Annotated in this window: 14 protein-coding genes and 1 tRNA gene; 8 read left to right on the top strand and 7 right to left on the bottom strand. The window is 73.6% G+C overall.

Annotated features, from left to right (window positions below):
• Window positions 1-24 precede the first annotated feature (24 nt).
• Window positions 25-945 carry a UTP--glucose-1-phosphate uridylyltransferase GalU gene (gene galU / locus ACIQ9P_RS20255; RefSeq protein WP_402357538.1) on the bottom strand — a complete coding sequence of 307 codons (921 nt, stop codon included), beginning with the start codon at window positions 943-945 and terminating at the stop codon, window positions 25-27.
• A gap of 162 nt (window positions 946-1,107) precedes the next feature.
• The gene (locus tag ACIQ9P_RS20250; protein WP_402357535.1) at window positions 1,108-1,917 is read right to left on the bottom strand and encodes a GGDEF domain-containing protein; all 810 of its coding nucleotides are present in this window, start codon (window positions 1,915-1,917) and stop codon (window positions 1,108-1,110) included.
• 105 nt (window positions 1,918-2,022) lie between these two features.
• On the opposite strand from ACIQ9P_RS20250, the gene ACIQ9P_RS20245 reads away from it, so the two are divergent.
• Window positions 2,023-2,664: a 5-formyltetrahydrofolate cyclo-ligase gene (locus ACIQ9P_RS20245; protein WP_402358020.1), complete on the top strand. Its 642-nt coding sequence runs from the start codon at window positions 2,023-2,025 to the stop codon at window positions 2,662-2,664.
• 71 nt (window positions 2,665-2,735) lie between these two features.
• Here the strand turns inward: ACIQ9P_RS20245 and ACIQ9P_RS20240 are convergent, their stop codons facing one another.
• Complete coding sequence (locus ACIQ9P_RS20240) at window positions 2,736-5,456, bottom strand: penicillin acylase family protein (RefSeq protein WP_402357532.1); 2,721 nt, start codon at window positions 5,454-5,456, stop codon at window positions 2,736-2,738.
• A gap of 356 nt (window positions 5,457-5,812) precedes the next feature.
• On the opposite strand from ACIQ9P_RS20240, the gene ACIQ9P_RS20235 reads away from it, so the two are divergent.
• From ACIQ9P_RS20235 to mscL, 4 genes are all read left to right on the top strand, one after another.
• Window positions 5,813-7,303, top strand: a complete 1,491-nt coding sequence (locus ACIQ9P_RS20235) for a potassium/proton antiporter (protein ID WP_402357530.1) — start codon at window positions 5,813-5,815, stop codon at window positions 7,301-7,303.
• A gap of 446 nt (window positions 7,304-7,749) precedes the next feature.
• Complete coding sequence (locus ACIQ9P_RS20230) at window positions 7,750-9,009, top strand: MFS transporter (RefSeq protein WP_402358017.1); 1,260 nt, start codon at window positions 7,750-7,752, stop codon at window positions 9,007-9,009.
• Window positions 9,010-9,124: 115 nt separating this feature from the next.
• Window positions 9,125-9,451, top strand: a complete 327-nt coding sequence (locus ACIQ9P_RS20225; protein WP_402357528.1) for an FmdB family zinc ribbon protein — start codon at window positions 9,125-9,127, stop codon at window positions 9,449-9,451.
• 646 nt (window positions 9,452-10,097) lie between these two features.
• Window positions 10,098-10,517: a large conductance mechanosensitive channel protein MscL gene (mscL, locus tag ACIQ9P_RS20220; RefSeq protein WP_402358014.1), complete on the top strand. Its 420-nt coding sequence runs from the start codon at window positions 10,098-10,100 to the stop codon at window positions 10,515-10,517.
• 75 nt (window positions 10,518-10,592) lie between these two features.
• Here the strand turns inward: mscL and ACIQ9P_RS20215 are convergent, their stop codons facing one another.
• Both ACIQ9P_RS20215 and ACIQ9P_RS20210 read right to left on the bottom strand, forming a co-directional pair.
• Window positions 10,593-10,865 (bottom strand): hypothetical protein, encoded by a 273-nt coding sequence (locus ACIQ9P_RS20215; RefSeq protein ID WP_402357525.1) that lies wholly within the window; start codon window positions 10,863-10,865, stop codon window positions 10,593-10,595.
• A 192-nt stretch (window positions 10,866-11,057) separates the two neighbouring features.
• Complete coding sequence (locus tag ACIQ9P_RS20210) at window positions 11,058-12,029, bottom strand: sigma-70 family RNA polymerase sigma factor (protein ID WP_402357522.1); 972 nt, start codon at window positions 12,027-12,029, stop codon at window positions 11,058-11,060.
• Between the two features lie 395 nt (window positions 12,030-12,424).
• Here ACIQ9P_RS20210 and ACIQ9P_RS20205 point away from each other — a divergent pair, with 395 nt between their 5' ends.
• Window positions 12,425-13,345, top strand: a complete 921-nt coding sequence (locus ACIQ9P_RS20205; protein ID WP_402357519.1) for a phosphatase PAP2 family protein — start codon at window positions 12,425-12,427, stop codon at window positions 13,343-13,345.
• 677 nt (window positions 13,346-14,022) lie between these two features.
• Here the strand turns inward: ACIQ9P_RS20205 and ACIQ9P_RS20200 are convergent.
• Window positions 14,023-14,095, bottom strand: a tRNA-Arg gene (locus ACIQ9P_RS20200).
• A 200-nt stretch (window positions 14,096-14,295) separates the two neighbouring features.
• Between ACIQ9P_RS20200 and ACIQ9P_RS20195 the strand changes: the two genes are divergently transcribed.
• Both ACIQ9P_RS20195 and ACIQ9P_RS20190 read left to right on the top strand, forming a co-directional pair.
• Entirely contained in the window at window positions 14,296-15,861 is a 1,566-nt protein-coding gene (locus ACIQ9P_RS20195) for a glycosyltransferase family 39 protein (protein WP_402357516.1), read from the top strand.
• 127 nt (window positions 15,862-15,988) lie between these two features.
• The gene (locus ACIQ9P_RS20190) at window positions 15,989-16,927 is read left to right on the top strand and encodes a YhjD/YihY/BrkB family envelope integrity protein (RefSeq protein ID WP_402357513.1); all 939 of its coding nucleotides are present in this window, start codon (window positions 15,989-15,991) and stop codon (window positions 16,925-16,927) included.
• Between the two features lie 65 nt (window positions 16,928-16,992).
• Here ACIQ9P_RS20190 and ACIQ9P_RS20185 read toward each other — a convergent pair whose 3' ends face one another.
• Window positions 16,993-19,392, bottom strand: coding sequence for a hypothetical protein (locus ACIQ9P_RS20185; RefSeq protein WP_402357510.1), 2,400 nt, complete (start codon window positions 19,390-19,392; stop codon window positions 16,993-16,995).
• Window positions 19,393-19,557 lie beyond the last annotated feature (165 nt).

The raw sequence follows: 19,557 nt of genomic DNA, 5'->3' as shown, positions 1-19,557 counted from the left end.
GCGCGCTCGCTCTCTGTCGGTGTGTCAGTCCTGCAGCTCGGAGGCGACGAACTCGCGCAGCCAGGTGCGGAACTCCGGGCCGAGGTCCTCGCGCTCCGAGGCGAGACGGACGATAGCGCGGAGGTAGTCCGAGCGGTCGCCGGTGTCGTAGCGGCGGCCCTTGAAGAGCACGCCGTGGACCTGGCCGCCGGTGTCGGCGGGGCGGGTGGTCAGTTCACGAAGGGCGTCGGTGAGCTGGATCTCGCCGCCGCGGCCGGGCGGGGTCTCCCGCAGCACGTCGAACACGGACGGGTCGAGCACGTACCGGCCGATGACGGCGTAGTTCGACGGGGCCTCGGCGGTCTCCGGCTTCTCGACCAGGTCGGTCACCTGGAAGACGTCGTCGCCGAAGGTGCTCGGCTTGACGGCGGCGCAGCCGTACAGGTGGATCTGGGAGGCGTCGACCTCCATCAGCGCGACGACCGAGCCGCCGAGCTCCTGCTGAACCTCGATCATGCGCGACAGCAGCGGGTCGCGCGGGTCGATCAGGTCGTCACCGAGGAGGACGGCGAAGGGCTGGCCGGCGACGTGCTGCTCGGCGACCGAGACGGCGTGCCCGAGGCCCTTGGGGTCGCCCTGGCGGACGTAGTGCATGTTGGCGAGCTCGACGGACTCTCGGACCCGGCGGAGGCGGTCCTGGTCGCCCTTGCGGGCGAGCAGCTCCTCCAGCTCGTAGGCGCGGTCGAAGTGGTCCTCGAGGGCGCGCTTGTTGCGGCCGGTGACCATCAGTATGTCGGACAGGCCCGCGGAGGCCGCCTCCTCGACGACGTACTGGATCGCCGGCTTGTCGACGACGGGCAGCATCTCCTTCGGAGTGGCCTTGGTGGCCGGCAGAAATCGGGTACCCAGACCGGCCGCGGGGACCACTGCCTTGGTGACCGGGATACGGGAGTTGGTCGTCGTCATGCGTTTACCTTACTAAGGCACGTATTTCGCCTGACCGGGCGCAGTCGACCGATGCTTGGGCAGCACGTCTCCGGGCCCGGCCGCGATGGCAGGCAAAGGGGACGTGCCGGGCGGGGTGAGGGGGTTCCCTCCGGCACAGGGCGACAGGTTACCCGGCTTTTCCTAACGATCACGCTCGGCTGCGAGGACGCCGTCCGACTGTGGGGAAACGACTGTTGCCCCGGTGACCGGGACGTTTCCCGAAAGGGCCACCGGGGCCACCGGGCGCCAGCAGTCGCCACCGGCCGCGCGGGCGGCCGCGAGGGCCCGGTCGGCGGACCGCAGCAGGACGGCGGCGTGGGTGCCGTCCTCCGGGAGCACCGCCAGGCCGATCGCGGCGGTGAGCCCGTTGCCGTGCGGGCGGCGGTCGGCCCGGTCGCCGGAGGACCAGTCCAGCAGCAGGTGGCGGCGGACCGACCAGACCAGGCGGTCGGCGACCTGGGCCGCGCCCTCGGCCCCGGTGTCCGGCAGCACCACCAGGAACTCCTCGCCGCTGTACCGGCCCAGGGTGTCGGAGCGGCGGATCTCCATGCCGAGCCGCTGGGCGAGGTCGCGCAGCACCGTCCCGGCCCGGGCCCGGCCGTGCTCGGCGACCACCGCGTCGAAGCCGCTGATCTCCAGCAGCAGGACGGCCAGCGGGCGCGGCCCGTCCTGCGGCTCGTGCTGCTCGGCCCGGCGGGAACGGTCGATCTCCCGGTCCAGGGTGAGCTGGAGGTGCCGGTAGTTCCAGACGCCGGTGACCGGGTCGCAGGAGGCGGTGCGCTCCAGTTCGGCGCAGCGGTCCTCCAGTTCGGCGAGGCGCTCGCGCAGGCCGGTCTCGCGCCGGGCCGCGCGGGCCGCGCCGCGCCGCAGCCGGACGCCGAGGACGGCGGCGCCGGCCAGCGCGGGGGCGCTCAGCACGGCCAGGGCCTGGACCAGCAGCGGGGTGGACATCGGGGGCGGCCTTCCGCGTGTCAGGCTCTGGGCGGCCCGGTCGCACAGGCGTCAGGGGTCCGGAGCGGTCGTGGTCGGAGCGATGGAGGAACGGTGGACCATCCCATGCACAACGAGAAGGGCGCGCTGAGGACACGGCTGCTGTCCGAACGGCGGGCGCTCCCGGCCGAGGCCCGGGAGCGCGCCGCCGAGGCGCTGGCCGGGCACGCGGGCGCGCTGGCGGCCGCCGTCCCGGCCGGGGCGTCGGGGACGGCGGGAACGGGAGCGGCGGGGACGGCGGCGGTGGCCGGAGCCGCCGCCACGGTCGCCGCGTACGTCTCGGTGGGCGCCGAGCCGGGCACCCGCCCGCTGCTGGACGCGCTGCGGGCACGCGGGCTGCGGGTGCTGCTGCCGGTCCTGCTGGCCGACAACGACCTGGACTGGGCGGAGTACGCGGGCCCGGCGGCGCTGGCCCCGGCCGGACGCGGGCTGCTGGAGCCGGTCGGCGCGCGGCTCGGCCCCGAGGCGGTGGCCGGGGCCGGGCTGGTGCTCCTGCCGGGCCTGGCGGTGGACCGGCGGGGGCTGCGGCTGGGGCGGGGCGGCGGCTCCTACGACCGGGTGCTGGCCCGGCTGGAGCGGGCCGGGGCGCGACCCGTGCTGGCGGTGCTGCTGTACGAGCACGAGCTGCTGGAGCGGGTGCCGGCCGAGCCGCACGACCGGCCGGTGGACCTCGCGCTGACCCCCTCCGGCGCCCACCGGTTGGGTTGAAGCGCGACCGAAGGCCCCGCGCCCCCGGACGGATCCGGGCGCGCGGGGCCTTCGACGGCGGCGGGCGGGCCTCAGCCCGTCAGCGTCAGCCTGTGCTTGGTCGCCTTCTCGACCGCGTCCGGCGAGAAGGACCAGTTCAGCAGCTTGCCCTTGAGCCAGAGGTCGGTCTGGTCGTTGTAGTTGTCGTGGAAGGCGTGGCCGGAGGCACCACCGACGATGATCCAGCGCGAGGCGTCGAGGTCGTTCAGGTCGACCACCATGCGCATCGAGGGGATCCAGTCGACCTGGTAGCCGGCGGCCGCGTTCCAGCCCGCCGCGTCGACCGCCGCCGAACCGCCGGAGAGCCGGTAGGGGCCCCGGTTGAGCAGCTGGTGGACGACGCCCGAGGCGATCGAGGAGCTGTCCGAGCCCATGGTGCGCTCGCGCAGTTCCAGCTTGTGCAGCCGGCCCCAGCTCCAGGTGGTGATGTCCTTGGTCAGCAGCGAGGTGAGCTCCTGGCGGGCGTTGGTCATCGCCTCGCGCAGCAGGTTGTCCAGGCCCTTCTGCTCCTTGTGCTGGGAGTCGATGTACGTCCACCAGCCGCTGTCGGGCTTCTCCAGCTGCTGCCGGACGACCTCGGTCCAGCGGTCGCCGCCGTCCGGCTGGGCCTTGCCCGGGTCCCGGGTGCCGCACTCGGTGACGATCTTCGACTTGCTGTCCGGCCGGGTCGGGTCGATCTGCTGGCGGACCAGCAGGCAGTTCTCCTCGGCCCGCAGGTCGGCCGGGAACTTCTGGCCGAAGGCGAGGGTGAGCAGCTGGCGCCAGACGCCGTTGTAGTAGGCGGCGGCGGCCGAGTCGGCGTCCTGGTGGTAGTTCCAGTCCTTCAGCAGGTCCTGGGCCTCGCGCACGTAGGGGTCGTCGACCTCGACCTTGAGCAGCATCGGGACCAGCGTCTTGGCCAGGATGCTGGTGTTGTCGAGCTGCATGTCCTGCATGTCGTCGGGCGAGATCTTGCCGTTGTTCTTCAGCCGGGCCTCCAGCTGGTCGGTGATCTCCTTGGCCCGGGTGCCGTACTCCCAGTCGCTGGTCAGCGCGTACTTGTAGGTCGGGTCGACCACGGCCTGGTTGGCGGTGACGATGTAGCCGCTGCTCGGGTTGAGGCTCCAGGGCATGGCGCTGAAGGGGACCGGGTCCTTCTTCCACTGGTAGGCGGAGTCCCAGCCCGGCGCCGGGTAGCGGCCGTCGCCCTTGCCGCGCACCGGGATGTAGCCCGGGGCCTGGTAGCCGATGTTCTTGGCGTCGGCGTAGACGAGGTTCTGGGCCGGGACGGTGAAGTCGGCGGCGGCCTTCTGGAAGTCGTCCCAGTTCTTCGCCCGGTCGAGCGCGAAGACGGCGTCCATGGTGCGGCCCGGGATCAGCGCGGTCCACTGCAGGGCGACGCCGTAGCCGCCGGTGCCCCGGTCCGGGGCGGAGGCGCCGTTGGGCGCGAACTTGCCGACGTTCTGCTGCTCGGTGCTCGGGTCGGAGATCAGCGGGGCGCCGGTCGCGGTGGTGCGGACGGTGATGGTGCGGTCCTCGCCCCCGGCGACCTTGATGGTCTCCTTGCGGAGCTCGAACTTCATCTCCTTGCCGTCGACCAGGTAGGTCTCGGGGCCGGTCACCTTCTCCAGGAAGAGGTCGGTGACGTCGGCGCCGAGGTTGGTGAAGCCCCAGGCGATGTCCTTGTTGTGGCCGATGACCACCCCGGGCATGCCGGCGAAGGTGAAGCCGGAGACGTCGTACTGGCAGGTCGCGGAGACGGTCCGGCAGTGCAGGCCCATCTGGTACCAGACCGAGGGCAGGCCGGGGCCGAGGTGCGGGTCGTTCGCCAGCAGCGGCTTGCCGGTGGTGGTGTGGCTGCCGGCCACCACCCAGGAGTTGGAGCCGATGCCCTGGCCGTTGCGGCCGAGCAGCTCGGGCAGCGCGTCGATCCGGTCGGTGACGCCCTTGAGCAGCGCCGAGGTGGCGACCGCGCCCTGGGCGGTGCCGGAACCGGCGGCACCCGGGGCGGCCGGGGCCGAGCCGTCGGCCGGCTTGTAGGAGGTGCCGTTGACGGCGCCGGTCTTCACGATCGTGCCGTTGCGCGCGTACGGGTAGTCCGGGTACAGCTCGGCGATCTTCTCCGGGCTGAAGTCCTGGGCGAGCAGCGAGCGGTCGATCTCCTCCTGGAGGTTCCCGGAGAGGTCCCAGGCCATCGCCTTGAGCCAGGCCACCGAGTCGACCGGGGTCCACTGCTCGGGCTTGTAGTCGCCGTTGACGACGCCGAGCAGGCCGTACTCCATCGACGCGCCGGAGCCGCCCGGGTGCTCGGTGAGCCAGGCGTTCACCCCGTCGGCGTACGCCTGGAGGTTCTTCTTGGTGTCGGCGCCGAGGACGGTGTCGAACTCCTTCTGGGCCACCTGGCGCCAGCCCATGGTGCGGATCATGGAGTCGGTCTCGACCTGGCCGTCGCCGAACATCTCGGAGAGCCGGCCCGCGGTGATGTGCCGCCGGACGTCCATCTCCCAGAACCGGTCCTGGGCCTGGACGTAGCCCTGGGCGCGGAAGAGGTCCTCGGAGGTGTCGGCGTAGAGCTGGGGGATGCCGTTGGCGTCCCGCTTGACGTCGACCGGCGCGCTCATGCCCGCCACCTTGACGCTGCCGTCGACCTCCGGGAAGGACGCGCGGACGGCGGCCACCCCCCGGTAGCCGCCGTAGCCGGCGCCGGCCACCAGCAGTACGACCAGCACGATCACGATCAGACGGGCGCGCCGGAACTTTTTCGAGCGGGGCATCTGGGTCCTTGCGGTCCTCACTGGGGGGCGGGCGGACATGTCAAGGGCACGGAGGCCGTGACAGGGCACCACATTAGGCCGACTCGGCTGGCGGCCGTGCACGGGGGACGCTCACGGTGGGATCGGAGGAGGTCAGAGCGGCGGTCGGGAGGAGGCCGGGAAGTGGTCGGGGAGCGGTCGGGAGGAGGCCGGAGAGCAGGGCGGAAGCCCGGACCTGGGGAACGCGTGGCCAATGAACCTAAAGATATGGCAAAATGTTAGACTGAGTAACGATCCGCAAGGGGAGTAATTGGCGCCCCCGGCCGCCACCCCTGTCGGGACCCCGTCCGCCCCCACCACGTCCGAGGTGCCCCTGCGTGAATGTCGACCACCTGAACCAGCTGCTCCTAGAGTTCTCCGTGATCCTGCTGGTCGCGGTGGTCGCCGTGCGCGTCTCCACGAAATCCGGCCTGCCCAGCCTGCTGATCTACCTCGGCATCGGGGTGGCGCTCGGCCAGAACGGCCTCGGCGTCTCCTTCGACAACGCCGAGCTCACCCAGGTGCTCGGCTACGCGGCGCTGGTGGTGATCCTGGCCGAGGGCGGCCTCAAGACCAACTGGCGCGAGGCCAGACCCGTGATGGGGGCGGCCACCGTGCTCGCCACCGTCGGCGTCGGGATCAGCGTCTTCGTCACCGCGGCCGGCGCCCACTGGCTGGTCGGCCTGGACTGGCGCACCTCGCTGCTGCTCGGCGCGATCGTCTCGTCCACGGACGCCGCGGCCGTCTTCTCGGTACTGCGGACGGTGCCCCTGCCGCGCCGGCTGACCGGCCTGCTGGAGGCCGAGTCCGGCTTCAACGACGCGCCCGTGGTCATCCTGGTCGTCGCCTTCGCCGCCGTCGGCGAGACCGACTCCTGGTACGTCCTGATCGGCACGATCATCGCCGAGCTGGCGATCGGCCTGGCCGTCGGCCTCGCGGTCGGCAAGCTGGGCGCGTTCGGCCTCAAGCACGTCGCCCTGCCGTCCTCCGGCCTCTACCCGATCGCGGTCCTGGCCCTCGCCGTGCTGGGCTACGCCGGCGGCGCGCTGCTGCACGGCTCCGGCTTCCTCGCCGTCTACGTCACCGCGGTGATCCTCGGCAACTCCAAGCTCCCGCACGGACCGGCCGTCCGGGGCTTCGCCGACGGCCTGGCCTGGATCGGGCAGATCGGGATGTTCGTCCTGCTCGGCCTGCTCTGCACCCCCGAGTCGATGGGCTCGGCCGTGGTGCCGGCCCTGGTGATCGGCGCGGTGCTGGTCTTCCTCGCCCGGCCGCTCTCGGTGGTGCTCACGCTCACCCCGTTCCGGCTGCCGCTGCGCGAGCAGGCCCTGCTCAGCTGGGCCGGCCTGCGCGGGGCGGTGCCCATCGTGCTGGCCACCATCCCGCTGGTGTCCGGCGCGCCGATGGCCCAGGAAGTCTTCAACATCGTCTTCATCCTGGTCGTGGTCTTCACCCTGCTCCAGGGCCCGACCCTGCCCTGGGTCGCCAAGGGCCTGCGGATCGGCGACGGCTCGATGGGACAGGACCTCGGCATCGAGTCCGCGCCGCTGGAGAAGCTGCACGGTCACCTGCTGTCGGTCGCGCTGGCTCCGGACTCCCGGATGTCCGGCGTGGAGATCGGCGAGCTGCGACTGCCGACCGGGGCGGCGGTCACCCTGGTGGTGCGGGAGGGCAGCAGCTTCGTGCCCGACCGGACGACCGTGCTGCGCGGCGGGGACGAACTGCTGGTCGTCACCACGGACGAGGTGGGCGAGGCGGCCGAGCGGCGACTGCGGGCCGTGGACAAGGGCGGCAAGCTGGCCGACTGGCTGAACGGGCGCAGGGCCTGAAGGTCTCGCCCGGAGTTCACCTTGACTTAACAGGACAACGTTGGATCCGTCCTGTAGTCTCGGGTCCAGCGCGACATCTACGCGCGTATAACCATTGATCGCTGACACACAGCACACCCCAGCATCTGCCTGAAGCAGAGTTGGCGCGACCGCTCGGCGGCCGCGGCCCGGCCCCGGCCCACCGCCGGACCGGCCCGGTAACTACCCCGGTCGACGCGCGAGAGGACGACTCTCGGCGCCGTCGGGGCCGTCCCATGCCCTGCCGCGCTACCAGGCAGCAGGAAGGACCGACCGTGACGGCCCGCCGAACGGTCGAGAGCGTCGAGGACGCCCGGAGCACCGGGAACCCCGGTCACGCCGAGGGCGCCGAGGGCGCCGCCCGCCACCCGAGCACCGCGGACGCCCCCGCGGACTCCACCGCGCCCGCCCGGGTCGGCTACGGGACCCTGCTGCGCACCCCCGGCGCCTGGACGTTCCTGACCCCCGCGCTCCTCGCGCGGCTGCCCTACGCCATGCTCAGCATGGGAATCCTGCTGCTGGTCAAGGACACCCACGGCTCGTACGGCACCGCCAGCACGGTCGCGGCGGTGGCCGCCGTCGCCCAGGCGCTGATCGGCCCGCAGACCGGACGGCTCGCGGACCGGTACGGCCAGGCCCCCGTGCTCGTCCCGACCGTCCTGGTGCACGCCGCCTCGGTCGCCGCGCTGATCGTGCTCGCCCTCGGGCACGCGCCCGCCTGGAGCCTGTTCCTGGCCGCCGCCCCGGCCGGTGCGAGCGTCCCGCAGATCGGCGCCATGGTGCGCGCCCGCTGGATCTCCACCTTCACCGCCGAGGGCGCCTCCGCGTCCTCCGCGGCCAAGGTGAGCACCGCCTTCGCCTTCGAGTCCGTGACCGACGAGTTCACCTTCGTCGTCGGCCCGATCCTGGCCGCCGCCGTCGCCACCTCGGTCAACCCGTCCACCGGGCTGATCGCCGAGGCCGCGCTGACCCTGGTCGGCGGCCTGGCCTTCGCGGCCCAGCGGCGCACCGCGCCGGCCCGGGTGGTGCGCGAGCCCGGTGTCCGGCAGGCGTCGGCGCTCGCCTCCCCCGGCGTCCGGCTGCTGGCCGGCAGCTTCCTGGGCGTGGGCGCCGTCTTCGGCGGCATGCAGGTCTCGGTGAACGCCTTCGCCGACTCGGTCGGCCAGCACGGCGCCGCCGGCACCGTCTACGGCATCTTCGCCGGCGGCTCGATGCTGGCCGGTGTGCTGTACGGCGTGATCGCCTGGCGGCGGTCGGTCCAGCAGCGGATGGTCATGAGCTACGGCCTGCTGGTGCTGGGCTGCTCGACCCTGTGGGCGATGCCCGACCTGGTCGCGCTGTCGGTCGCCGGGCTGGTCTGCGGCCTGGCCATCGCGCCGACCCTGATCAGCGGCTACACCCTGGTCGAGACGCTGGTCGAGGACGGCGCCAAGACCGAGGCGTTCACCTGGCTGACCGGCGCCATCGGCCTCGGCCTGGCGACCGGCGCGACGGCGGCCGGACGGCTGATCGACGCCCACGGGTCGACGGTCGGCTTCCTGGTCCCGGTGGCCGGCGCCGGTCTCGGCCTGATCGCCCTGGTCTCGCTGCGAAGGCTGCTGGTGCCGGCCGGAACGCGCAGCACGGTGGTCACCGGCTCGGTGGAGCGGGGGGCGACCGCCGGGCTGGTGGGGGCCGCCAAGGGCTGACCCGGGGGCCGGAACCGACTCATCTCACATTCGAGTCGCTGGACTGATCCACCGGAATGCCGCATCATTGAGCATCGTTAGCACTCATCAGGCGAGAGTGCCAGGAGGAAGACAAGTGCCCACGTACCAGTACCAGTGCACCGAGTGCGGTAACGGCCTGGAGGCGGTGCAGAAGTTCACCGACGAAGCGCTGACCACGTGCCCCGACTGCCAGGGACGGCTCCGCAAGGTCTTCTCGGCGGTGGGTGTCGTGTTCAAGGGCTCCGGCTTCTACCGGACCGATAGCCGCTCCTCCTCCAGCAGCTCGGTGGGCTCCGGCTCGTCGTCGACCTCTTCGTCGGCGTCGTCCTCGGGCTCCTCGGCGGGCTCGTCCACATCGGGCTCCTCGGGGTCGACGGGGTCCTCGGCGCCCGCCGCGAGCCCCGCTCCGGCGGCCGGCTGACCTTCGGCCGGGCCTCGGCAACAGCTTCTCGGACGGCCCGCCGTTCCCGTTCTCACGGGTACGGCGGGCCTTTCGCGTGTTCCGGGGGGGTGGGTGGTCGCGGGGGTCCGTCGGCGCGGTGCTGCGGGTGCGGTCGGCGCGGTGCCGTAGGTGCGGTGCCGTAGGTGCGGTGCGGCGCTGGTCGGTTCACCCTTCCGGGTGAGTCCGGTTGTCCACAGGCCCGGGTTTTCCACAGGTTCGGGAAAGGGTTTTCCGGCGGGCGCGCGGGCGGCCCAGAGTGGGCACCGCAAGCCCCGAACCAGACCGTGGAGGTGCCCGTGCGTACCGCTTCGCCCGCCCTGTCGCCCCGGCCGCTGCCGATCCCGCCGCTCCCCGCTCCGACCGTTCCGCCCCGGCAGCCGGTGCCCTCGTTCCCGCCGATCGCGGGCCGGACCGGTCCGCGCGGTCGGCTCCGGCAGCTGCTGGGGTCCGGCCCCCGGGTACCGGCCGTGCTGCTCCTCGCGGTGGCGGCCGCACTCGCCCTCGGACCGACCTGGGCGGATCTGCGGCCCCCGGGAGCGGCACCGCCGCTCGGCCGAACGGGTTGTCCGTCGGAGGGGGGAGGAAATCACCCGTGACCGGCGCACGACTTCGTCGTTCACGCGGCATGAAGGGCTTCAAGGAATTCCTGCTGCGCGGAAACGTCGTCGACCTGGCCGTCGCCGTGGTCATCGGTGCGGCCTTCACCGGCATCGTCAACGCCTTCGTCAAAGGCGTGATCAATCCGATCGTCGGCGCGTTCGGGGCCAAGGACCTCGCGTCCTACAGCTCCTGCATCAAGGGGCCCTGCGAGGTGAGCGCCGCCGGTGAGGTCACGTCCGGCATCCTCATCCTCTGGGGCAGCGTGCTCAGCGCGGCGCTGCAGTTCCTGATCACCGCCGCCGTCGTCTACTTCTGCCTCATCCTGCCGATGACGAGGTTCACCGCCAAGCGAAAGACCCTGGCCGAGGTCCAGGCCGAGGCCGAGGCCAAGGAGGTCCTGCTGCTCACCGAGATCCGCGACGCCCTGGTCACCCGGCCCGTCTGAAGCTCGCCCTCGCTCTCACTCTGCCGGACCCTGGGCGCCCGGGGTCCGGGGTCAGGACGACCCCGGATCCCCCGGTCAGTCCCCGTGGTGCGGCGGGCGCTGGCTCAGATACCAGTCCAGCCCCCGTCCACCGCTCTCCCCGGCCCCGGGGCGGTCGCCCCAGCCGGTGTCGGTGTCGTCCCGGGACTGCCGGTCCAGCGGGTCACCGAAGATCAGCCGAGCCTTCGCCGCCGCGTCCGAACCCTCGCCCGGCCGCGCCTTCGGGGCGGCCGGCACCGGCCCGCTCCCCGTCCCGGGCTCCGCGCCCGGCTCTTCGCCCGGGCGGCCGCCCGTCGCGTCCTTCGCCATCGTCTCCTCCACCACTCTCGCCGTCCCCCGCCACCGTCCGCCGTCCCCGACCCTGCCACCAAGCCTAGAAGGCCACGGAAGTGCGGTGGGACGACGGTGGGCCCGGCGCGGACCGCTCCGCACCGGGCCCACCGGGCCGTACCGGCCCCCGCCCGCACCACCCCGCGCGCACCACGCCTCCGGACACCTCCGTTACGCGGCCTCGAAGCCCGCGTGGTCGGCGATCTTCTTCAGCTCGGCCAGCGCGTGCTTCTCGATCTGGCGGATCCGCTCACGGGTCAGCCCGTGCTGCTTGCCCACCTCGGTGAGGGTGCGCTCGCGGCCGTCCTCCATGCCGTACCGGGAGCGGATGATCGACGCCGTCCGGTCGTCCAGCCGCCCGATCAGGCCGTCCAGCTCCTCACGGCGGAGCATGACCATCACGGCATCCTCGGGGGACGTCGCCCCGGTGTCCTCGACCAGGTCGCCGAACTGGGTCTCGCCCTCGTCGTCGACCGACATGTTCAGGCTGACCGGGTCGCGCGCCCAGTCCAGCACGTCCTTGATCCGGGCCTCGGTGGTGTCCAGCTCGGCCGCGATCTCGGCCGGCTCGGGCTCACGGCCCAGCTCCTTCGACTTCTCCCGCTGCACCCGTCGGATCCGGCCGAGCTCCTCGACCAGGTGGACGGGCAGCCGGATGGTGCGCGACTGGTCGGCGATCGACCGGGTGATGGCCTGGCGGATCCACCACGTCGCGTAGGTGGAGAACTTGAAGCCCTTGGCGTAGTCGAACTTCTCCACCGCGCGGACCAGGCCCGCGTTGCCCTCCTGGATGAGGTCCAGCAGGGGCAGGCCGCTGCGCGGGTAGCGCCGGGCCACGGCGACCACGAGACGGAGGTTCGACCGGATGAAGACGTCCTTGGCGCGCTCGGCGTCCTCGGCTATCGCCTCCAGTTCCTCGCGCTGCACGCCCTCGGGAAGCCCGCCCTCGTCCAGCAGGTGCTGGGCGTACACACCGGCCTCGATCCGCAGCGAGAGCTCGACCTCTTCGGCGGCATCGAGCAGGGGTGTCCTGGCGATCTCGTCGAGGTACATGCCGACCAGGTCACGGTCGGCCTCGAAGTTGGTCGGGCGGGCCGCGCGAGTCCGGTCGGCCCTGTCGCGAACGACGGCACGGGTGGCCATGCTTGCTCCCTTGCTGGTGGTTGCCGAGGTCTGCTGCCTGCCCCCAGGAGGGCACGACGTGCGGGCCCGGAGGGGCTCACACGTAACGATCCAACGAACAGATTCCGGACAACATTCCCAAGTCGCTCAGATTCTTCCCTGGATGCAGTATCCTGCAAGATTTCCCCCCGATTCTGGACGGAGAGTGAGCGAGCGGGCACCGCGGGTGCCGCTTCGGGACCGTTCCGGCGCAGCCCGCGCACGGCCCCCGTCAGGCACAACCCCGCCGGCGCCGGGCGCGTTCCCGCGCAGAGCCGCGCCCCCGCACCGGCGCACGCAGGTTCTCCGCACAAAAGATGCCAAATCGCTATCACCGCAGCGCGCGCTCGGCACAGGCGGCTGGGAAGGTGTCAGCCATGCACCTGACCAACAGCTCGCCCGCCATCACCGCGCGTGATCGCCACCTGCTCCGGCACGCGGCACTCGCGGTCTGTTGCGCCGGACTGTTCGCCGCCCTCGCGGCCCTGGTGCAGACCGGCTGGGGCCCGCTCGCCTGGTTCGACCGCGAGCTGACCCGCGATCTGCACCGCTACGCGGCCGATCACACCGTGTGGACCGCCTCGGTGCAGATGTTCTCCGACATCGGCGGAACGATCACCATGCGCGGCGTGCTCGGCGCCGTCACGCTCTGGCTCTGGCTGATCGGCGCCCGGACCCTGGCCGGCTGGGTCGCCGCCCAGACCCTGATCGGCTGGGGCGGCCAATGGGTGCTCAAGCTCTCCTTCGGCCGCCAGCGTCCGGCCTTCTCCGACCCGGTCGCGCACGCCGACGGCCCCGCCTTCCCCTCCGGGCACGCGATGGCCTCCGTGATCACCTGCGCGGTGCTGGTCGGCCTGCTCTGGCCCCGGGCCCGCCGCGCCGGCCGCGCCACCGCCTGCACGACCGCCGCGCTGACCGTCCTCGCGATCGGCGCCTCCCGGATCTTCCTGGGCCTCCACTGGTCCACCGACGTGCTGGCCGGCTGGCTCGCCGCCGGCATCGTCCTCGGCGCCGTCACCGTCCTCGTCGAACTCGCCCGCCCCGGCGCCCTCGCCCGTGACTTCCGCCGGGTGGACTGGCGCACCCGCCCCCGCGTCCAGCGGGTCCTCGTCTCCCCACCCCACCCGCCCCGCGGAACCAGCCCCTCGGACGACCTCCCGGACGACCTCGCCGACGGTCCCGGGGACGACCTCGGCGAGGCTCCCTCGGACCGCCCCGTCCCCGACCGGCCCGACGGCTTCCTACACCGACCGCCCTCCCCACCCACGGGCGACCGGACCGCCCGGCGCGCCGGCTGAGAACGCCGTGGGCCCCCTCGGTCGAAACCGAGGGGGCCCACGTCCTACGTCTTCCGCCGGAACCGGCGCTGTGCCCCAGGCAGGATTCGAACCTGCGACACCGGCTTCAGGAGCACAGTCGTCGCTGACCTGCCCTGACCCGTACCGACAGAGGTGCGGTGCATCGCAAGCCCTCACCACCACCCGTACTCCCCGCCCGTAATGGCACGCCCGCGGCACGGCGGACCGCGGGCCGGCGGGCACGAAGCGACCCGTCCCCGCGTGCGCGGGGCCGACGGGCGCCGGCCGATCCAGCCGAACGTGGACTCGGGACCATCCCCGCGTGCGCGGGGCCGACACTTCGTGACCGGCAGCGTTGCCGGCGAGGCACAGTCCGAACAGTCGGTTCGGCCGAGCCTGCCGAGATGGACGCCAAGCGCCCATGGCCCCCGCAGCCCCCACCTCGGTCTCTGCGACGAACAGCCTCGGTGTCGGCCAGCCCGCGGCACGAAGGGTCGGGTCCGCGGCCCCGGGGCCGGGGCCGGGGCCGGGGCACGCTGAGCGAGCCGGCCCGGGCCCACGGGCGACCGGACCGCCCGGCGCGCCGGCTGACCACCGCTCTCCCGGGAACGCCGTGGGCCCCCTCGGTCGAAACCGAGGGGGCCCACGTCCTACGTCTTCCGCCGGAACCGGCGCTGTGCCCCAGGCAGGATTCGAACCTGCGACACCGGCTTTAGGAGAGCCGTGCTCTATCCCCTGAGCTACTGAGGCGGGGAAGACCGCTGACAGCCTAGCGGATCGGCGGGGACGGTTGGACGGGGACGGGTCCCGGGGCGGGCGGGCCGACGGTGGGTCAGCGGGGCCGGGGGCGGCCCGGCCTGCGGAAGGAGCGCCGGTTAGCCTGGGAGGACGGGACTCGGCGGCCCTCGGCCCCGGGGCCGTCCGGCCGGAGACGGAGGCGGGGGCGGCAGATGGTGGCGGGCGAGCGGTGGTACGAGAGATCCGTCCGCCGGACGGCACGGGCGGCCGGGCCGGCGACCTGGCTGACCCCGGCGCTGGTGATGCTGGTGGTCGGGGGCTACCGGCTGGCGACCCCCACCCTGTGGCGGGACGAGGTGGCGAGCTGGACGTCCGCCGTCCGCCCGCTCGGTGAACTGCTGCGGATGCTGCAGCACGTCGACGCCAGCAACGGCACCTACTACGTCCTGCTGCACGGCTGGATCACGCTGTTCGGCGACTCGGCGATCGCGCTGCGGCTGCCCTCGGTACTGGCCATGGCGGGCGCGGCGGCGTTCACCGCGCTGACCACCGCCCGGCTGTTCGGCGGCCGGGTCGCCGGCGCCTCCGCCGGGCTGCTCTTCGCGACCGTCCCGCTGGTCTCCCGGTACGCCCAGGAGGCCCGCTCCTACGCGCTGGTCACCTGCGCCGTCGCCGCCGCCACCTGGTTCCTGCTGCGCGCGCTGGACCGGTCGACGCCGTGGCGGTGGGCCGCGTACAGCCTGGCGATGGCCCTGGCCGGCGCCGCGCACCTGGTCTCGCTGAGCGCCCTCGCCGGGCACGCGGCGCTGGTCGCGCCCCACCTGTGGGGGAGCCGCGGGCCGGACCTGCGGCGGCTGCTCGGCCGGCTTGCGCTGGTGCTCACCGCCCTGGTCGCGGCGGTGCTGCCGGTCGCGCTGCTCGGCCGCCAGCAGTCGGAGCGGCAGCTGGGCTGGCTCGCCCGACCGAGCGTCGACCAGCTGTGGCACTTCGGCGAGCCGCTGTTCGGATCGGCCCGGGTGTTCCACGTCTTCCTGGTGCTGGCGGTGCTGGCCCTGGTGCTGCCCGGACGGCGCGGTCCGGCGCTGCGACTGCTGCTGCTGGCGGTGCTGCCGGTACTGGCGGTCTGGCTGCTCTCGCGCGGCTCCACCTCCTACTTCCTCGACCGGTACCTGCTGTTCACGGTCCCCGCCTGGGCCGCGCTGGCCGGCTGCGGGGTCGGCGCGGTGTACGCGGTGGTGACGGCGGCGGCCAAGCCCGGCCGGACCCGACCGGGGCTGCGGGTGGCGGGGCTGGTGCTCGCGGTCGGCGTGGTGGGGGTGGCCGGTGCGGCGGCGCTGCCACGGCAGTCGCTGGTGCGCTACCCGGGGTCGCACGCGCAGTCCAAGGAGCCCTACCAGGCGGTGGCCCGGCTGATCGCGGCCGGCTACCGGCCCGGGGACGGACTGGCCGCGCCGATCGGTGACCAGGCGTGGTCGATGGTCGGCCCCGGTGTCTCCTACTACCTGCCGAACGAGGTCCGGCCGTACCCCCTGTTCGTGGCGAGCGGCGCCGTCACGGCCGGGGACCTCTTCCCGATACCGTGCCCGCGGCCCGCGGACTGCACCGGGGCCGGGACCCGCACCTGGCTGGTCGTGCTGGGTGACACCACCGATCCGCTGGCCGAGCTGCCCGGCGACGAGGCGGCCGCCCTGCGGGGCCGGTTCGGCCCGCCGCAGCAGGTGACCCCGCTGGGCGGGATGACGCTCGCGCTGCTGGAAGGAGCCGACGCCGGACGCTGACCCGCGCCCCGGCCGTCCCCTCCCCCGGTGCGCGGGCAACCACCCGCGCGCCGCGGCGCGGCCCGGATGCGGCCCGCCGGGACCCGGGCGACGATGGATCACGGCGACCAGGTCGGGAGGACCGTCCGTGAGCGAGCAGCCGAGCGAGCCACCTCCCGGGCGGCCGGTTCCTCGGCCGGAGGATCGGGCGCCCCGGCGGAGGGACCGGTGGAAGCAGCGGTCGACGGCCCTGGCCGGTTCCGCCCGCGAGCTGCCGCACCAGGTCCCGCTGGTGGGCCGGGCCCTGCGCCAGTTGTTCCGGGTGAACCTGCTGGACTGCGCCACCCGGCTGGCCGCGCAGGCTTTCCTGAGCGCCCTGCCCGCGCTGTTCGTGGTCTCGGTGTTCACGCCCGCGGCCGTCCGGGACGGTCTGGTGCACTCGCTGCGCAAGGAGCTGGGACTCCAGGGCGCGGCCGCCGATTCCGTCCAGCAGTTGCTCGGGACCGGCCACCAGGAGGACACCGGCTTCGGGGTGATCGGCGCGGTGGTGACCCTGCTCTCGGCGACGGCGCTGAGCCGGGCCATGCAACGGGTGTGCGAGCGCTGCTGGGAGCTGCCCAAATCGGGCACCAGGGTCGCGGCCTGGCGCTGGCTGGTCTGGCTGCTGGTGTGGCTGGTCTGCCTGGTGTGCCAGACCCCGGTCCGGGACGGCTTCGGTCTGGGCGCCTGGCTCGGCCTCCCGCTCACCTTCCTGGGGGCGACGGCCCTCTGGTGGTGGACCCAGCACCTGCTGCTGGGCGGCCGGGTGCGCTGGCTGCCGCTGCTGCCCGGGGCGCTGCTCTCCGGGGTGGCCGTGGTCGGGGTCGGGGTGGCCTCGCGGGTCTACCTGCCGGGCGCGATGGGCCGCAGCATCGGCCAGTTCGGTCCCTACGGCGTGGTGTTCACCGCGCTGTCCTGGCTGATCGTGGTGTTCACGGGGGTGACGCTGGCGATCGCGCTGGGCCGGGTACTGGCCGAGGAGGAGACGATCGCCGAGTTCCTGGGCTCGCGCACCGAGCCGGGCCGCTGGGGCGGTCCGCGCTTCTGAGCGCGGACCGCCCCGGCGACGGGCCCGGGCAGTGCCCCCGGGACGGAGGGCCCGGGCGACGGGCCTCAGAGGGCCCGGGTCAGCCGGTCCAGGATGGACGGCGGGGCGAGGTCGGACTTCAGCACGACCGGCACCTCGACCTTGTCGGCACCCTCACCGGCCCGCAGCACGCCGACCTGGGTCCCGGCCGCCACCCGGTGCCCGACCTTCAGCGGGTCCAGCACCAGGGTGCCGGTGATGCCGGGGAAGCCGCCCACCGAGAGGTCCTGCGCGGCGACCACGGGGACGGAACCGCCGAGGCCGTCGTCGACCCGGCCGACCACGTCGCCCTGCTTGGCCAGGGTCTGACCGGTGAGCCCGTTCTGGGCCGCCTGGATCTGCTTGGCGCTGACGGTCTGCACCACCTTGAGGATGCTGGGCTCGGCGGCGGTCGGCGGCTGGCCCAGGGTGACACCGAGGATCAGTCGCCGCACACCGGCGACGTCCTTGAACGCGGCCCACATCAGGCAGCCGCCGGCCGGGGTGCTGGAGCCGGTCTTGACGCCGATGATGCCGTTCTTGGGCGAGATCAGCGTGTTGGTGTTGGGGATCTTCTGGTTGTTGAAGGTGGTGTCCGCGGTCGACACGATCTGCCGGAAGATCTCGTCCTGCATCACCTGCTCGGCCAGCTTCAGCTGGTCCTTGGCCGTGCTCCTGGTCTCGGCGTTGAAGCCGGCCGGGTCGGTGTAGGTGGTGTTGGTCATGCCGAACCTGGCGGCGGTGTCGTTCATCTTCTTGACGAACGCCTCCTCCGATCCGGAGTCCCAGCGCGCGAGCAGCCGGGCCACGTTGTTGGCGGAGGGCAGCATCAGCAGCTCCAGCGCCTGGTACTGGCTGAGCTGCTGCCCCTCGGTGAGCGTGACCCGGGACTCGTCGACGTTGCCGGACTCCTGGGCCGCCTGCTTGTCGACGGTGATCTTCGGGCCGCCCTCGCCCTTCTTCAGCGGGTGGGCCTGGAGGATGAGGTAGGCGTTCATGACCTTGGTGACACTGGCGATCGAGGCCGGTGTCTCCGGGCCCGAGCTGCCCAGACTGCCGACCCCGACCACCTCGGCGGCCGACTGGCCCTTGGCCGGCCAGGCCAGGTCCAGCGGGTCGCCGGCGAAGCCGAAGCCGCCGGCGGCGGTCATCCGCACCTTGCTGTCCGGCAGCGGCCGGAGCAGCTGGGCGGTGACCACCGCGCCGAGGACGACGGCGAGGAAGATCGTCCAGATGGTGATCCGCTTGAGCACGCGGCGCAGCGGCGAGACCGGCCGTCCGTTGAGCGTGGCCAGCACGTCCATGGCCTCGGAGGTGGACTCCGGGAAGGGCAGCGGCGCGGGCTCCGGCTCGGGCAGCGGTTCGGGCGCGGGCGGCGGCGCGGGGACCGGCGCGGGGCGCGGCTCCGGGGTCGGCGCGGGCCCGGGCTCCGGCTCGGGCAGCGGTTCGGGCGCGGGCGGCTTCGGGACGGTGTCCGCGGCGGCGGGGAGGCGCAGCATCCGCGTTCGTTCGGTGTCCTGCCGCTTCTCGAACTTCTCCGCCCGGGCGGCCTTGGCCGCCCCGGCGGCCGGTTCCGCCGGTTCCGCCGCTGCCCCTTGGCCGGCCGGTTCGGCCGTCGCCGGGGACGCGGGCGCGGGTGCCGGGGCGGTCGCGGACGCCGGCTGCCCGTCGGCCCCCGTGTCGCTCCCGGCGGGTTCGGTCGCGCTCCCCTCCTCGGTCCCGCCCTCGGCCTCGGCCTCCGCTCCGGCCTTCGCCCCGGCCCCGGTCCGACCGGCGGCGCCGACCGGCCCGGCCGTCGTCGGTGCCGTCCGAATGGCGAGACGCGGGTCGGTGCCGGTCGGGCGGTCCGACGCGTCGGACCCGGCCCCGTCGGCCGCCTCCGCCCGCTCGGCCGGACCGATCGCGGTGGCCCCCGACGGCCCGCGCGGCCGGTCCGGCAGGCGAAGTGCGGTGGTGGCGTCGTCGGAGGGCAGGCGCAGCGCGGTGGTGGCGTCGTCCGACGGCATCCGCAGCGCGGTGGTCGCCTGGTCCACGGGCATCCGCAGCGCGGTCGTCCGGGTGTCCGAATCCCGGACGCGCAGCTGCACCGTGGCGGGCCTGGGCGGCCGGACCGATCCGCCGTCGGCGGCTTCTTCGGCGGCACCCGGGGCGCCGGACGCGGTGTCGTCCGCGGTGTCGGCGGTGTCGTCCGCGGTGTCGGCTGCGGCGTCCTTCGGGGCCTCGCCCGAGTCGCCGGACGGGGTGTCGCCGGACGGGGCGCCGACGGTTTCCGCGGCCTCGGCGGCCGGACCGGTGGTGCCGCCCGGCTCCGGGCGCACCTCCTCGCCCGCCGCCCGGTCCGCCGTCGGCGCGGCCGCCTTCCGGACCGCGGCGGACCCGGCCGGTTCGCCGTCCCGCTCCCGCACCCGCTCGCCGTCCCGCAGCACCCTGTCGGGGGACTCGCCCACGTAACCCAGCCTCCTCAACGCCCGGCGGGGCACCGGCCGACCCGATTTCGGGAAGCCGGTACCCCGCCCCGTGTACCTGTACAGTCTCCGCCACCGGCGACCGATCCGGTCGCCCACACCCCGCCCGACCGGCGGTTATTGGCGCGGCACGGCCGCACCGCGGCC

The sequence above is a fragment of the Kitasatospora sp. NPDC094019 genome (assembly GCF_044764505.1).
Classification (GTDB): Bacteria; Actinomycetota; Actinomycetes; order Streptomycetales; family Streptomycetaceae; genus Kitasatospora.
The sequence above is the reverse complement of the archived record's forward strand: the minus strand, read 5'-3'. Positions and strand labels throughout refer to the sequence as shown.

What these genes read in the sequence shown, in the direction of transcription:
- ACIQ9P_RS20250 (WP_402357535.1), bottom strand. Translation starts at nt 1,917, where the DNA reads ATGTCCACCCCGCTGCTGGTCCAGGCCCTGGCCGTGCTGAGCGCCCCC.
- ACIQ9P_RS20240 (WP_402357532.1), bottom strand. Translation starts at nt 5,456, where the DNA reads ATGCCCCGCTCGAAAAAGTTCCGGCGCGCCCGTCTGATCGTGATCGTG.
- ACIQ9P_RS20215 (WP_402357525.1), bottom strand. Translation starts at nt 10,865, where the DNA reads ATGGCGAAGGACGCGACGGGCGGCCGCCCGGGCGAAGAGCCGGGCGCG.
- ACIQ9P_RS20195 (WP_402357516.1), top strand. Translation starts at nt 14,296, where the DNA reads ATGGTGGCGGGCGAGCGGTGGTACGAGAGATCCGTCCGCCGGACGGCA.
- ACIQ9P_RS20205 (WP_402357519.1), top strand. Translation starts at nt 12,425, where the DNA reads ATGCACCTGACCAACAGCTCGCCCGCCATCACCGCGCGTGATCGCCAC.
- ACIQ9P_RS20245 (WP_402358020.1), top strand. Translation starts at nt 2,023, where the DNA reads ATGCACAACGAGAAGGGCGCGCTGAGGACACGGCTGCTGTCCGAACGG.
- mscL (WP_402358014.1), top strand. Translation starts at nt 10,098, where the DNA reads ATGAAGGGCTTCAAGGAATTCCTGCTGCGCGGAAACGTCGTCGACCTG.
- galU (WP_402357538.1), bottom strand. Translation starts at nt 945, where the DNA reads ATGACGACGACCAACTCCCGTATCCCGGTCACCAAGGCAGTGGTCCCC.
- ACIQ9P_RS20210 (WP_402357522.1), bottom strand. Translation starts at nt 12,029, where the DNA reads ATGGCCACCCGTGCCGTCGTTCGCGACAGGGCCGACCGGACTCGCGCG.